Below are 14225 nucleotides of genomic sequence, written 5' to 3'. Positions count from 1 at the left end.
ATAAACACTCCCCTCGGGTGGATCACCGATGACTTCTTCTCCCTCCCGCGGTGCTTCCGGCACGTTCGCGATCCGCATCCCGGTCAGCCTCCGAGCTGGAGGCCGTCGGCGGCCTCCTCGACCATGCCGAGCCCGAGTCGGCTGACCCGGGCGGCGAACGGTTCCCCCGCCACGAGCAGCCCGGACAGCCTCAGGGCGCCCAGCGGGGCCGACCGTACCGGGTGGAGGGCGACCGTCCCGCCCGGCGCGTCCGGCCTGATCCCGACGAGCGTCGTCAGGACCAGGACCCCGGCCGCGGCTGCCACCGCCGCGGGCCGGCAGGCGGCCGGGTGCGGCACGGGGGCGCCCCCGGCCGTGCGCTGCGCTCCGGCGTACATCTCCGGCAGCCGGTAGCCGAAGTACTCGGCCGCGTCGAGGAGTCCGCGCAGCAGGGACTCCGCCTCCTTGTCGTAGCCCGCCGCGGCGAGCCCCGCCACGGCCACCGCCGTCTCGTGCACCCGTACCGTGCCGGTCCGGTGCCCGAAGGGGTTGTGACCCGGCTCCTTGGCCCCGAGGCCGCGCAGCCCCCAGCCGGAGTCCAGCATGGGCGCTCCGAGCAAGCGGGCCAGCTGCTCGGTGTCCGTCCTGTCGAGCAGGCCGGGGGCATGCCGTCCACCGCCCAGGAGGCCGGTGTCCAGGAGGTGCGCCGCCCAGCCGCCCAGCTGGTGCCACGACCGGCCGTCCGGTGCGCGGGCCACGGCGGGTCTGCCGCCCGAGCGGTCGGACACCCAGAACTCCTTGCGGAACCGTCGGCGCAGCCCGTCCGCCCAGTCCCGCCACGCCTCCGCGCCGGGCCGGCCGCAGGCATCGAGCAGGTCCGCGCCGAGGACGGCGGCCCGGTGGGCATGGGCCTGGGTCTCGGCCCGCCAGGGCCCGGCGGGCCCCGGGTCCGGGACGAAGCCGTGCGGGTCCGCGGCTTCCCGGAGCCATCCCAGACAGCGTTCCGCGGTGGGCAGCAGCTCGGCGAGCTCCTGCTCGGGCAGCCCCCAGCGTCGGGCCTCGGCCAGGACCACCGGAAAGGCGAGCGTCGCCTCGGTCCCGGTACAGCGGGGCGGGAGGAAGGGGCCGGCGTCCCGGAGAGGGCCCGGAATCCACCCCGCCTCGGCTCCCGACCCACCGCTCTGGGTGCGGGCCAGGGCTCGGAGGGTCGAGAAGGCCAGCCGGGTGCCGAGCGGCAGCGCCATGCGCGCCGCCCAGAGGCTCTCGACGCCGACGGGGCCACAGCGCCAGGGCACGCCGGCCGCGAGATGGACGTCGGCGGGCCGTGCGGGATCGCGCTGCAGCAGCGCCCTGAGATCGTCGACGGCGGTGTGCAGCAGCTCTCCCGCGCGCGGGTCGTCTCCCTCCGCCCGGGCCTCGGCGAGGACATGCCCTCCAGGGCGTGCGGCGGGCGATCCCCCGCCGCCGAGCGTCCGTCCGCCGCCCGAGGGCGTGGCGTCGAACGGGGGGCCGCCGAAGGTGGCGGCGCTTGGTCCGGAGCCCCCGGGCCCGGGGACACTGGAGAGCCTCGGTGCCCGGTCGCCGCGAACGCGGAGTTCGATCGTGCGGGCGGCTCCCGGTGGCAGCTCGACGTCCCAGCGGAGGATTCCGGCCGCGGCCAGCGCGTCCATCGGCGGCGGGTCGGCGGTGACGGCCGCGCTCCGTCCGTCGGCTGCCGTCCAGCGCATCCCCGTGCCGTGGACGCTCGCGGAGAGCTCGGGACCGGGCCGGCCGGCCGCGACCCCCGCCAGGTCCGCGAGATCCGTCCCCAGAGCGATCTCCACCGGGAGTCGCAGCGGTCTGCCGGCGGAGCTGCGTAGGGTGATCCGCTCGGTTCCGTCCGCGCCTCGTGAACGTTCGACGAGGAGCCCGGGGTCGGGTCCGGTGTCTCCGGGTGTCCGCACGACGCCGAGGAACCCGGCGCGGTCGGCGGCGGCCAGTCTCCCCTGGAGCGCGAGGGGTTCGCGGCCGGCCACCCGCAGGACGCAGCGGGAGAGGAGCCGCCGTCCGGCGAGATAGACCCCTTCGAGGCCGTGGCCGGTGAGCTGGCCGTGTGCGGCGCAGACGACCAGGGCGGGCAGGGCGACGCAGAGGAGAGCGTCGTGGACGGAGGGCAGTTCACCCGGCCGCGCGAGGCCCGGGTGGGTGATCCCGGCGGGTGGGTGGCCGGTCGTGTGGGCGGCGGGGGGCGGGTGCCCAGACGGGGGTCCGGAGGCCGGGACGGGGCTAGGGGCCATGGGTCGTGTGCTGCGCTCTCTGTGCGATCCGGACAGCCGCTGGGGTAACGGCGGCACGGGCCGTACGGCTCCGCCACAGAACTGAACGCCGCCGCGGGCGGGCGAGTCACGGCCGTCACCGCCCGCTCCTCGTGGCGGGCCGCCTTCCGCGGCGGACCGCGCCGCCCTTCAGGGGCTTGGCCGGCAGCCGGGCGGGCGGGGCGCCGGCGGTCCGCCTCGTCTTCCCGACCGCCCGAGGCCGCGGCCTGGGGCGGGTGCGCGGCCGGGCCTCACCGGTCCGCCCGTGCGTCGTCCCGGCACCCTCGCCCGCGCTCCCCCCGCCTTCCCGGCCCGGGGTCTCCGCAGTGGTCCTCGCCTGCCGCTCCTCGCGCAGGCAGCTGCGCAGCGACTCGGGGTCGAGCCCCTCGTTGCAGGCCTGGTGCAGCAGACGGGCGAAGACGTACTCGGGGTCGGCCTCCAGCGCCAGGCCGAGCGCGACGCGGGCGGCCGGCTCGTCGCCCGTGGACCAGGCCGTCCAGCCCGCGAGGGTGAGCGGCGCGGCCGCGTGCTCCGAATAGGGGGCGACGCAGCGCCTGGACAGGGCCCGCCAGAGCCGCACGGCGGCGGCGCCCTCCGGGCCTTCCATCCATTCGGCGGCCTGGTCCCGGGTCTCCCGGTCCTGCAGGCCGAGGATCAGTTCGGCGGCTTCGTCGCAGGTGATGAGGGCGTCGTCGGCGGCGTCCAGCTCCGCCGCTCCCCTGGCCCAGGTCCGGCCCGCGAGCGTTTCGCCCGCGAGCCTGACGGTCGTCGTCCGCGCCTGCGGCGGCGGGCAGACGGGCTCCGCCGCCTCCGCCGTACCGTCCTCGATCGGTGCGCCGAACCGCCGCAGGAGCTGTCGGACGAGGGCGTTCGTGGTCTCCCTGACCTCCTTCTTTCCGCCCGTGCGGTCCTCGAGGAGCTTCGGCACGAGCCGCGCGGCGGCGGCGTTCAGCGCCTGCCGCTGCTCCTCGTCGGCGGAGGGCGCGCTGCCGCCCAGCGCGCCGCCGCCCGGGAGGCCGCCCACGGCTTCCCTCGGCTTGAGCCGGGCCTGCATCTCCCGAAGCGTTCCGCGGACCTGGATTCCGGCGTAGGCGGCGGCCGCGGCCATCACCGACGTGCCGGTCAGCGCGAGGGGGGTGCCGTCCGGCGGGCAGCAGCGGGCGTCCGGGCAGCAGTAGGAGAAGTACAGACCGTCGGAAATGCAGAGGGCCTCGCCGACCGGGATGTCGAGCTCCCCGCAGGCCGTGCGCAGGCGGTGTGCGAAGGGCCGCAGTCGCTCCACCACCTGGCGGGCCGTCTCCCCGGGCTCGGGGTCCTGGCAGAGGAAGACCACGATGCTCTCGGGGCGCGAACCGCCCCGGCCGCAGCCCTCGACCAGGCACTCCGCGAGGTGCTCGGCCGTCGAGGGCCACTCCGCCGGTGTCTTCGGGATGCCGAGCCTGACCCGGCCGCCGAAGCGTCCTCGCTCCCCGTGCAGTCCGACGAGAACGACCGAATCGGTCGGGTGGAAGCCGAGCATGAAGGGCAGGGCGTCGGCCAGTTCAGCCGGGCTGCGCAGCGTGATCTGCTGCGATCCGGAGGGCGTGCTGTCGGATGCGTGTGGGTTCGTGTTCATGGTCACGACGGTCCCGCGACCACCCTCGATCGCGAAAGCCCTGTGGATAACTCTCGCGGCGGTGCCGCCGGAGTTGTCCACAGGTCTCGCGGCTCGTTCGCGGTTTGTCGTACCCATCGGGTTGCATGGGGGCATGACCAACGCAGACCGCCTCGAAGACCGCGTGGCCCTCCGTGCCACCGCCGATGCCGTACTCGCCCGTCTCGTCGGCGACCCGACCGGTCAGGCGAGGCTGCGGGAGGACCAGTGGCGCGCCATCGAGGCGCTCGTCGCCGACCGGCGGCGGGCGCTGGTCGTGCAGCGGACCGGCTGGGGCAAGTCGGCGGTGTACTTCGTGGCGACGTCGCTGCTGCGCGAGCTCGGCAGCGGGCCCACCGTGATCGTGTCGCCCCTGCTCGCGCTGATGCGCAATCAGGTCGAGGCCGCTGCCCGGGCGGGTATCCGCGCCCGCACGATCAATTCGTCGAACCCCGAGGAGTGGGAGACGGTCCAGCAGGAGGTGGCGGCGGGCGAGGTCGACGTGCTGCTCGTCAGCCCCGAACGGCTCAACAACCCCGACTTCCGTGACGAGGTGCTCCCCCGGCTCGCCGCGGCGACGGGCCTCCTCGTCGTCGACGAGGCGCACTGCATCTCCGACTGGGGCCACGACTTCCGCCCCGACTACCGCCGTCTGCGCACGATGCTGGCCGATCTGCCCGCCGGCGTGCCGGTGCTCGCCACCACGGCGACGGCCAACGCCCGGGTGACGGCCGATGTGGCCGAGCAGCTCGGTACGGGTGCCGGGACGGACGCGCTGGTGCTGCGGGGGCCCCTGGACCGGGAGAGCCTCAGCCTCGGCGTGGTCCGGCTGCCCGACGCCGCGCACCGGCTGGCCTGGCTGGCCGATCACCTGCACGAACTGCCCGGTTCCGGAATCATCTACACCCTGACCGTCGCGGCCGCCGAGGAGGTGACGGCCCATCTGCGCACCTGCGGCCACACGGTGTCCTCGTACACGGGCCGTACGGAGAACGCCGACCGGCAGCAGGCGGAGGAGGACCTGCTCGCCAACCGGGTGAAGGCGCTGGTGGCGACCTCGGCGCTGGGGATGGGGTTCGACAAGCCGGACCTCGGCTTCGTGGTGCACCTCGGGTCGCCGTCCTCCCCCATCGCGTACTACCAGCAGGTGGGCCGCGCCGGGCGTGGGGTCGCGCACGCGGAGGTGCTCCTGCTGCCGGGCAAGGAGGACGAGGCGATCTGGCAGTACTTCGCTTCGGTCTCCTTCCCGCCTGAGGAGCAGGTGCGCCGCACGCTCGACGTGCTGGCGGCGGCGGAGCGCCCGCTGTCGCTGCCGGCGCTGGAGCCGCTGGTGGAGCTGCGGCGGACCCGGCTGGAGACGATGCTCAAGGTCCTGGACGTGGACGGCGCGGTGCACCGGGTGAAGGGCGGCTGGACCAGCACCGGCCGACCGTGGGTCTACGACTCCGAGCGGTACGCCTGGGTGGCGCGCCAGCGGTCGGCGGAGCAGCAGGCGATGCGCGAGTACGCGTCGACGACGGGCTGCCGGATGGAGTTCCTTCGGCGTCAGTTGGACGACGAGGAGGCGGCGCCGTGCGGGCGCTGTGACAACTGCTCGGGGTCCCGGTTCGACCCCAAGGTGACCGACGCCGCGCTCGACGCGGCCAAGGGCGAGCTGGGGCGTCCAGGGGTGGACGTCGAGCCTCGCAAGATGTGGCCGACGGGGCTGACGGCGGTCGGCGTCGACCTGAAGGGGCGGATTCCGGCGGGCGAGCAGTCGTTCGGCGGCCGGGCGCTGGGCCGGCTCTCCGACATCGGCTGGGGCAACCGGCTGCGTCCGTTGCTGTCGGAGCAGGCCCCGGACGGCGAGGTTCCGGACGATGTCGTCCAGGCGGTGGTGCGGGTGCTGGCCGATTGGGCGAAGGGGCCGGGGGGTTGGGCGTCCGGAGCGCCTGACGCTCCGTCGCGTCCCGCCGGTGTGGTCACCGTCGCCTCGCGGAGCAGGCCGCGTCTGGTGGGATCGCTCGGGCAGCGCATCGCGGAGATCGGCAGGATGCCGCTGCTCGGTTCGGTCGAGTACGCGCCGGAGGCCGAGGACCTGCGGATCTCGCGAACGAACAGTGCGCAGCGGGTGATCGGGCTCCATCAGGCCCTGACGGTTCCGCCGGCGCTGGCCGAGCGGCTGGCCTCGGCGTCCGGGCCGGTTCTGCTGGTGGACGACCTCTCGGACAGCGGTTGGACCCTGGCGGTGGCGGCGCGGCAGCTGCGCCGTGCGGGAGCGGAGGGGGTGTTCCCGCTCGTGCTCGCCGTCCAGGGGTGAACGGGGAGTGAACAGTGGGTGGCTGGGCAGGGATATGAGTGTCATACCGGCCGATTCCAGTCAGCGGTCTCAATTGCTCGTTGCCGCCCGCGCAGCGGCCCGCAAGAATTGGAAATACGCCCCGCACAGCAGGTACGCGGTCCGGAAGGACTGTGCTGCGGCGCGCCCTCACTCCACTTCGCCCGCTCGACGGGCGCGTATCCGAAGGGAGGACCGTGACCTTCGGATTCGCTCCGTCCGCAGCCACCTCGATCAGCTCGTCGTCCGAGTCCGCCAGCCGCCTCGCTCGGATGCTCGAACCATCGGAGTGGGCGGCCGCCGGAATTCCGCTTCTGCGCAACCCACGTGAGGTCGTCAGCGGGCTGCACGCCCGCCACCGGCCTTCACCGTCGACGGCCGTCATCGCGGTCCTGGACCATGAGGAACGGCTCGCCGCCAGCGCCTCGTTCGCCCGCCGGGCCATACCCGCGGACGGCTGGGAGTTCCGGAACGCGCTCCTCGCCCATCTGCGCCGGGTCATCCCGCACGACCTCCGGCGCAGGTCCCCGGTGCGGACCGCCGTCCTGCTCTACTGCCGGGACGGGGACGAGCGTTGGACGGAGGAGGACGGCGCCTGGATGTGGGGGCTGCGGGACGCCTGCACCTTGCACGGACTGCGCTGCGGGGCGTACATCACCCTGACCCGCGGGGGCTGGCAGGTGCTGGGCGAGGGCCGAGGGGGGCGGCAGCCCGGTTCGGAGTCCCGCCCGACCGACCTCGGAGACGTCGGCTCCGAGCTCGGGGCCCTCTCGCCGCGCACGGCGAGTGGAGCGGCCGAGCCGCTGCGCCGCACGGCAGCCCGCTGAACGACGTCCGCACCGGGACACGACCGTGACCCGGCCGCCCTCAGGGGCGGCCGGGTCGGGACGGCGGACGAGTGGTGCGGCTCAGACGCCCGCGCCGAGCGCGGCGTCGATACCGGCGGGGTCACCGCAGACGATGAGCAGCGCGGTCGCGCGGCCCTTCGCCAGGGGCAGGGCGCGGGCGGTCGCGTCGGCTGCGCCGCCGTTGACCGCCACGACCACGACGGGGCGGGCCGAGGCCCGCTCCACGGCGGAGGCGTCCGCGAAGAACACGTCGTCGTGGGCGTCCTGCTGGGCCCAGTAGGCGGCGTCGCCGAAGGACAGCTCGTGCGCCGCCCACGGGTGCTGCTCACCGGTGGTGAGGACGAGGACGTCGCCGGGGGCGCGGCCGGTCTCCAGGAGGAGGTCCACGGCTTCCTCGGCGGCGTCGAGCGCGCCATCGGGCGAAGCGGGGATCACCTGGATCTGCGGGCCGGACCGCTGCTCGGAACGATTCTCCGAACGGGGCGACGGGGACGGGCCGGCACCGGGGTGCGGGCGCTGTACCGGCGGTCCGGGCCTGGCCGGTCCGGGGCCGGGACGCCCGGGACGCGGCGAGGCCGCTGAACGCGGACCGGGTACGGGACGGGGGGTCGGCGCGGGGTGTCCGGCGGCCGTAGCGGCGCGGGGACCCTGGGCACTCTCGTGAATCTGAGGCTCCTCGGGGATGAGAGGCATGAGTGGATGTCTATCAAACGCCGGTGCGCGAGTCATCGGCGGGTGGGCACACAGGTGCGCCCCGGCTGCTGAGGGCGGCTCTGCGGGAGAGTCATGGAGAGTTCAGGAGCCGGAAGTTCAGAAGTCGAAGCCGAGTTGGCCCCCGCTTTCCAGTGCGGCCGCCTCGGCGGGGATGCGGACCTTCTTCAGGTGCTGCCACCGCGGCAGCGCGTCGAGATACGCCCACGAGAGGCGGTGGTACGGCGTCGGTCCGCGGTCCGCCAGGGCGGCCTTGTGGACCGGCGAGGGGTAGCCCGCGTTGGCGCCGAAGTCGAAGCCGGAGCACTCCACCGCGCCGGTGCCGAGTTCGGCCATCATCGCGTCGCGCCGGACCTTGGCGATGACCGAGGCGGCCGCCACGGCGATGCAGGACTGGTCGCCCTTGATCACCGTACGGACCTTCCAGGGGGTGCCCAGATAGTCGTGCTTGCCGTCGAGGATCACCGCGTCCGGTCGCACGGGCAGGGCGTCCAGGGCTCGCACGGCGGCGAGCCGGAGCGCGGCGGTCATGCCGAGGTCGTCGATCTCCTCCGGGGAGGCGTGCCCCAGCGCATAGGCGGTGACCCACTTCTCCAGCTCCGCGGCGAGGGCCGTGCGGCGCTTGGGAGTGATCAGCTTGGAGTCGGTGAGCCCCTCGGGAGGCCGGCGCAGGCCCGTGACGGCCGCGCACACCGTGACGGGTCCGGCCCACGCTCCGCGTCCGACTTCGTCGACCCCGGCGATGACCTTGGCGCCGGTGGTGGCTCGGAGCGATCGCTCGACGGTGTGGGTGGGTGGTTCATACGGCATGGCGCCAGACAGGTTACGCCGATAGGGGCCGCCCGCGATACCCGGTATCCCGTCAGCCGTCCCGGCCCGGCCCGAAACGCCCCTCCGCCGTGGCGGGGAGGAGGGGCGAGGCCGGTCGTCCGGCCGCGGTTCCGGGCAGCTCGGCCGGGCGGACGGGGCGGCGGAAGGGGCGTGAACGGGGTCAGGGAGCGCTGTACGGATCGTCGTCCGCGTAGGGGTCGTACTCCCCTTCACGGCTGGGCATCCGGCACGCTTCCGCCGGTCGGGTGACCCCGCGCTCCGCCAGGATGTCGCGGGCCCTCGTCTGCGACCAGCTGGTGGCGTACCAACCGCCGTCGGCCAAGCGGAGCCGGGCGTCGATCGCATGCAGCGCGCAGGAACGCTGGGGCTCGGGCAACCGGTCGAGGGCGGGCACCGCGTCCGCCGAGAGTCCTTGGAGGTAGTTCAGGTCGATGTCGCCGAGTTCGGCGTACCGCTCGACGTTGCGTTCGGCGACCAGCGCGTCGGGGGAGGCCAGGCCGAAGACGAGGACCGCGGTGGCGGCGCTGGCGGCCAGCGCCCGGGGCAGCAGGCGGGCGCCGAAGATGCCGGCGGCCATGATCAGGAGGATGACCACGCCCAGCCAGATCTCCATGGCCGCGACGGAGATCCGAAGGCGGGTGAGGCCGTAGGCGTCGACGTACAGGTCCATCCTGCGCAGCGCGGAGGCGACCACGACCAGGGTCAGCGCGCACAGGGTGCCGAGAACGGCACGGACGAGCGTCCGGTCGCGGGCATTCGAGCGCGGCGCCCAGCGCAGGGCGAGGCCGATCACGGCGAGGGTGAGCAGGGTGGCCGTGAGCAGCTGCCAGAAGCCCTGGCGGGCGTACTGGGAGTAGTCAGGATCCGGTTCGCTGAGGAACTGGCCGTATCCGCCGAGGAGGACGGTGAGTTGGACCGCGTTGAAGGCCGCGAAGAGCAGGTTGAGAACGATCAGCGGCAGCGCCCACTCCAGCCGGCCGCGGGCCCGGCCCGGCGCGAAGACCACCCGGTCCCAGCGCAGGGGCGCGGCGGCGGTGCGGGCGAGGGAGATGGCACCGAACAGGCCGAGCAGCAGGAAGGAGAACCGCCAGGGCGCCTGGGAGACCGAGATGTCGGGGATCAGCGAGCCGAGCAGATCGGCGAAGGCGGCGTCGGCGCCGGCGAAGAGCGCGCCGAAGACGACGAGCAGCAGAACCGCCACCCCGACGGTGCGCAGGACCGGTCCGGCCCGCCCGCGGGTACCGTCGGCGCGCTCCCGCAGCCCGCGCCAGACCCAGAGGACGCCCGGGCCGAGGGAGTCGAGCAGACCGACGGGGCCGAAGAGCACGCTCGGCCAGCCCCGGCCGCCGTGCAGCGCGAGGGCGGTCAACACCAACGCCGAGACGATCGCCAGAAAGGTCGGCCAGCCCGCGTCGAGCAGCGCGGGTACGACGAGGAGGGCGAGGCCTCCGACGGCCCAGGCCAGGGTCCACGGGCGGGGTCGACGGCCGGCGGCGCGGGCGGCGAAGGAGGCGGCGAGGACGGCGGGCACTGCCACGATCAGCAGGTTCAAGCCGATGCCGTCACCGAGCAGCAGGGCGCTGAGCAGGGCGGTGACGGCGATCGCCCCGAGCGTCGGGAGGGTCACTCCCGCCGGCGGGTCGGGGCGCAGCCGGTCGAGCCGGCTCTCCCGCACGGGCACCGGTACCCGCCAGTCGGGGTGCGGAGGCCGCGCCCCCGCCCGGCCCGTCGCCCGCGGCTGCGCCGCACCGACCGGTGCGCCCCCGCCGGAGGACCGCTGCGCCGGTGGCGGTACGGCTGTGCCGCCACCGGCGGGCGGCTGTTGCGGCTGCGGTACGGCCGGGTCAGTACCGGAGGACGGCTGTGCGGGCCGCGGTACGGCTGGGCCGGCATCGGCGGGTGGCTGCGGGCGACGCTGCGCGGAGGCGGCGGGCGCCGCGGCCTCGCTCGTGCGGGGCGGCTCCGGTTCCGCACGGTGCGGCGGGGAGACCCCCGGCCCGGCTTCCGTGCCGCGGGGCGGCTCCGGTTCGGCCGGTGTTCCGCTCTGCGGTGCTTGCTCGGGCGTGTCGGACACGGGACCCCCTCCCGACCCGGCCCGCTCACGGCCTGGAGGCGGAAGTCTGCGGTCCGGGTGTCTCGTCTGCGCATGCTCTTGTCATGATCAGCGCTTTGAAGTGGCCGACTCTAACCGCGCTCCGGCCGCTCGCCCCTGGCGGGACGGCGCTGTGGCAGGACCGTGACACTCGCCCGTGGACAAGCGGGACGTACCGGCGCGCCCTCCGGCCGGGGCGACCGGGTCAGGGGTGGGCGCCGGCCGGAAGCCAGTCCGGCAGCGCCTCCGTCTGTTCCAGCCATGCGGCGGGCGGCGCCCCCGCCGTCCCGGAGGCGACCACTCCACCGGCGATCGCGCAGGTAGTGTCGACGTCGCCGCCGACCTGCGCGGTCGTCCAGAACATCCGCTCGTAGTCCCCGAGGGCTCGGGCGGCGGACCAGAGCGCGAAGGGCACGGTGTCGTGGGCGCTGGTGCGGCGTCCGCTGCCGAGGACGGCCGCCACCGTGCCCGCGTCGCCGTAGTCGAGCATGTCGCGGGCTCGGCGCAGGCCGGCGCCGACGGCGCTGCGCGGCACGAGGGCGACGACTCCGTCGAGCAGGTCGGTGGGTGTCGGCGGGCCGGCGGGGTCCGCGACGAGCGCCGCGGCGGCGGCCACGGCCATGGCGCCGACGACGGCCTCGCGGTGCTGGTGGGTGGTGTAGGCGGAGATCTCGGCCTGGTGGGTCGCCTGCTCCGGGTCGTCGGCGTACCAGGCTCCGAGGGGAGCGATCCGCATGGCGGCGCCGTTGCCCCACGAGCCCTGTCCCTTGAAGAGCGCGGAGGCGAGCTCGCGCCAGTCGCCGCCCTCCCTGATGAGCCGGAGCATCCGGTTGACCGCGGGGCCGTAGCCCCGGTCGAAGTCGTGGTGCTCGGCGAACGACTGGGCGAGCGCGTCCTGGTCGATACGGCCGTGCAGGGCGAGCACGGCCAGGACCGAGCAGGCCATCTCGGTGTCGTCGGTCCACTGCCAGGGCCCGGCCGGGACCTCGCGTCGTTTCAGCAGGGGGTAGTTGACGGGGACGAAGTACTGGGAGCCCAGGGCGTCTCCCACGGACAGCCCACGGAGGCTGGCCAGGGCGCGGTCGAAGCGCCGGTCGAGAGAGAAGTCAGCGGTCATCGCTCTGCCACTCTATCCGGTGGAGCCGTACGGTTCCGGGGTACGCCAGCGTTCGAAGGGCCGGTCCAGGGTGTACCGGCCGTCCTCGCCGAGCAGCAGCATCCTCGACTCGCCGTTACCCGGGTTGGCCAGGGACTCGAAGTCGGCGACCGTCCAGTGGAACCAGCGCATGCAGAACAGCCGCATGGTCAGTCCGTGCGTGACGAGCAGGACGTTCGGCGGGTGGTCCGGCGCCTCGAAGCTGCGGTAGAGGCTTTCCAGGAACGCGCCGACCCGGTCGTACACGTCGGCTCCGGACTCGCCCTGGGCGAAGCGGTAGAAGAAGTGGCCGTACGCGTCGCGGTAGGCCTTCTGGAGGCGCACGTCCTCCCGGTCCTGCCAGTTCCCCCAGTCCTGCTCCCGCAGCCGCGGCTCCTCGCGCACCCGGACCTGCCGGGGGTCGAGCCGGAAAGCCTGGAAGGTGTCGTGGGTCCGGCGGTACGGCGAGACGTAGACGCTGATCCGCTCCTCCCCGAACAGGGCCCGGAGCCGTTCCCCGGTCTCCTCGGCCTGGCGCAGACCGGTGTCCGTGAGCCTGAGCGCATGGTCGGGCTCACGTTCGTACACGGTGTCGTCGGCATTGCCCTCCGACTCTCCGTGCCGTACGAGAACGATGCGCCGCGGTCGTGCCATGCCCCGACCCTAGAGGGGCCGGTCCGGCGGGGCTCAGTCGGCCAGGTGTCCGGAGTCCATCCGGCGTATCCGCCCCGTGAAGCGGTCGCGCAGCCGTCGGTCGTGGGAGACGACGACCAGCGCTCCGGTCCACCGCTCCAGCGCCTCCTCCAGCTCTTCGACGAGGCCGAGGGCCAGGTGGTTGGCCGGTTCGTCCAGGAGCAGCAGGTCGGCGGGGCGGGCCAGCAGTCGGGCGAGGGCCAGGCGCCGGCGCTGCCCGGCGGAGAGGCTGCCGACGGCGACCCGGAGCTCCGCCCGGCGGAACAGTCCGTACGTCAGCAACAGCTCCTCGCGCTCGTCCTCGGTGAGGGCGAGCCCTCGCCCGAAGGCGTCGAGCAGCCGCTCCGACGGGCGGTCGACCGGTATTTCCTGGGCCAGGAAGCCGATCCGTCCCGTGCGGCGGACCTCTCCGGAATCCGGGGCGACCAGGCCCGCGAGGACGCGCAGCAGGGTGGACTTGCCCGCGCCGTTGCCGCCGTGGACCAGCAGCTTCTCGCCGGCCCTGATGGTCAGGGCGTCGACGGTCAGCCGGTCGGCGACCCGGACACCGGCCAGGGTCACCAGGTCCCCTCGGGCTTCGCCGGCGACCGGTCGCGCGGCGAAGGCCAGGGGGCGCGGGGGCCGGGGAACGGGTTCGGCGTGCAGTCGACGCAGCCGCTCCTGCGCGTTCCGCACCCGCCCGGCGACCGATGCCTGGACCCGCCCACCGGCCCGGTCGTACGCCATCTTGTTGTTGTCCTTGATGGAGCGGCCGGCGGCGACACCGTGAGCGGTGGTCGCGGCGAAGACCTCCAGCCGTGCGGTCTCCTCCCGCCACTCTTCGTACGCCTGCTCCCAGCGCCGCCGGGCGGCGGCCCGCTCGGCGCGGAATCCGGCGTACCCGTCGCCGTACCGGACGACGGTGCGGCGGTCGGCATCGACCTCCAGGACGACGGTGGCCACCCGCTCCAGGAAGGTCCGGTCGTGGGAGACGGCGACGACCGTGCCGCGGTAGGCGAGGAGGGCCTCCTCCAGCCAGTCGAGCGCCTGTATGTCGAGGTGGTTGGTCGGCTCGTCCAGGAGGAGGACCTCGGGCGCGGCGGCGATAGCGCAGGCGATGCCGAGGCGGGCCTGCTCGCCGCCGGAGAGGCTGCCGAGCGCCCTCTCCCGTCCTGTGTCCGCGAGGCCGAGTCCGTGCATCGCCTTGTCGACACGGGCGTCCGCCTCATAGCCGCCGCGCAGCTCGTACGCGGTGAGCAGGTCGCCGTACTCGGCGAGTACGCGGCCGCCCGCCGTGGCGAGCTCTCCTTCGAGCAGGCGGAGCCGGCGCTCCATGGCGCGGAGGTCGGCGAGAGCGTCGTCGATCGCTTCGGCGACGGTACTCGTGGGTGGCAGCCTGGGCGTCTGCGCGAGCATGCCCGTGCCGCCGTCGGCCAGGGAGACGACCTCGCCCTCGTCGGGGGCGTCGAGTCCGCCCAGTATCCGGAGCAGCGTGGATTTGCCGGCGCCGTTCTCGCCGACCACGCCGATCCGCTCACCGGGGCGCACGGTGAGGGAGACGTGGTCGAGGAGCAGACGGTCACCTCGGGAGACGGTCACATCGCGGAGGGAGAGCTGAGTGGGCAAGGGCGCCTCCATAGGCGTGGACAGTTCGGGCAGTTCGGATAAGGAGGGCGGCTCCGACCCAGTTCCCACCTAAAAGCAACTCTGGTT

At 74.3% G+C, this 14225-nt stretch carries 10 protein-coding genes; 2 read left to right on the top strand and 8 right to left on the bottom strand.

Annotation, left to right across the window (positions count from 1 at the left end; all coding sequences use genetic code 11):
* Positions 1 to 83: 83 nt before the first annotated feature.
* Positions 84 to 2255, bottom strand: a complete 2172-nt coding sequence (locus ACFZBD_RS20960) for a glycogen debranching N-terminal domain-containing protein (RefSeq protein WP_391141406.1) — start codon at positions 2253 to 2255, stop codon at positions 84 to 86.
* 115 nt (positions 2256 to 2370) lie between these two features.
* Positions 2371 to 3888 (bottom strand): DUF4192 family protein, encoded by a 1518-nt coding sequence (locus ACFZBD_RS20955; RefSeq protein ID WP_391141404.1) that lies wholly within the window; start codon positions 3886 to 3888, stop codon positions 2371 to 2373.
* A 133-nt stretch (positions 3889 to 4021) separates the two neighbouring features.
* Here ACFZBD_RS20955 and ACFZBD_RS20950 point away from each other — a divergent pair, with 133 nt between their 5' ends.
* Entirely contained in the window at positions 4022 to 6205 is a 2184-nt protein-coding gene (locus ACFZBD_RS20950) for a RecQ family ATP-dependent DNA helicase (protein WP_391141402.1), read from the top strand.
* A gap of 215 nt (positions 6206 to 6420) precedes the next feature.
* Positions 6421 to 7050: a hypothetical protein gene (locus ACFZBD_RS20945; protein WP_391141400.1), complete on the top strand. Its 630-nt coding sequence runs from the start codon at positions 6421 to 6423 to the stop codon at positions 7048 to 7050.
* An 81-nt stretch (positions 7051 to 7131) separates the two neighbouring features.
* Here ACFZBD_RS20945 and ACFZBD_RS20940 read toward each other — a convergent pair whose 3' ends face one another.
* The 6 genes from ACFZBD_RS20940 to ACFZBD_RS20915 all read right to left on the bottom strand — a co-directional run bounded on the left by ACFZBD_RS20940 (position 7132) and on the right by ACFZBD_RS20915 (position 14138).
* Positions 7132 to 7764, bottom strand: a complete 633-nt coding sequence (locus ACFZBD_RS20940) for a hypothetical protein (protein ID WP_391141398.1) — start codon at positions 7762 to 7764, stop codon at positions 7132 to 7134.
* 117 nt (positions 7765 to 7881) lie between these two features.
* Positions 7882 to 8592, bottom strand: coding sequence for a ribonuclease HII (locus tag ACFZBD_RS20935; RefSeq protein WP_391141397.1), 711 nt, complete (start codon positions 8590 to 8592; stop codon positions 7882 to 7884).
* Positions 8593 to 8773: 181 nt separating this feature from the next.
* Positions 8774 to 10687 carry a DUF4153 domain-containing protein gene (locus ACFZBD_RS20930; protein ID WP_391141394.1) on the bottom strand — a complete coding sequence of 638 codons (1914 nt, stop codon included), beginning with the start codon at positions 10685 to 10687 and terminating at the stop codon, positions 8774 to 8776.
* Between the two features lie 223 nt (positions 10688 to 10910).
* Positions 10911 to 11822, bottom strand: coding sequence for an ADP-ribosylglycohydrolase family protein (locus ACFZBD_RS20925; protein WP_391141393.1), 912 nt, complete (start codon positions 11820 to 11822; stop codon positions 10911 to 10913).
* A 12-nt stretch (positions 11823 to 11834) separates the two neighbouring features.
* Entirely contained in the window at positions 11835 to 12494 is a 660-nt protein-coding gene (locus tag ACFZBD_RS20920; protein WP_391141391.1) for a histidine phosphatase family protein, read from the bottom strand.
* A gap of 33 nt (positions 12495 to 12527) precedes the next feature.
* On the bottom strand, positions 12528 to 14138 hold the full coding sequence (locus ACFZBD_RS20915) for an ATP-binding cassette domain-containing protein (protein WP_391141389.1): 1611 nt from the start codon (positions 14136 to 14138) through the stop codon (positions 12528 to 12530).
* Positions 14139 to 14225 lie beyond the last annotated feature (87 nt).

Source organism: Streptomyces sp. NPDC008121 (genome assembly GCF_042957155.1).
Classification (GTDB): Bacteria; Actinomycetota; Actinomycetes; order Streptomycetales; family Streptomycetaceae; genus Streptomyces.
This window is presented reverse-complemented; position numbering and strand designations above follow the sequence as displayed.

Coding starts and splice junctions, on each gene's coding strand:
- ACFZBD_RS20935 (WP_391141397.1), bottom strand. CDS start 8,592: ATGCCGTATGAACCACCCACCCACACCGTCGAGCGATCGCTCCGAGCC.
- ACFZBD_RS20920 (WP_391141391.1), bottom strand. CDS start 12,494: ATGGCACGACCGCGGCGCATCGTTCTCGTACGGCACGGAGAGTCGGAG.
- ACFZBD_RS20955 (WP_391141404.1), bottom strand. CDS start 3,888: ATGAACACGAACCCACACGCATCCGACAGCACGCCCTCCGGATCGCAG.
- ACFZBD_RS20925 (WP_391141393.1), bottom strand. CDS start 11,822: ATGACCGCTGACTTCTCTCTCGACCGGCGCTTCGACCGCGCCCTGGCC.
- ACFZBD_RS20960 (WP_391141406.1), bottom strand. CDS start 2,255: ATGGCCCCTAGCCCCGTCCCGGCCTCCGGACCCCCGTCTGGGCACCCG.
- ACFZBD_RS20950 (WP_391141402.1), top strand. CDS start 4,022: ATGACCAACGCAGACCGCCTCGAAGACCGCGTGGCCCTCCGTGCCACC.
- ACFZBD_RS20940 (WP_391141398.1), bottom strand. CDS start 7,764: ATGCCTCTCATCCCCGAGGAGCCTCAGATTCACGAGAGTGCCCAGGGT.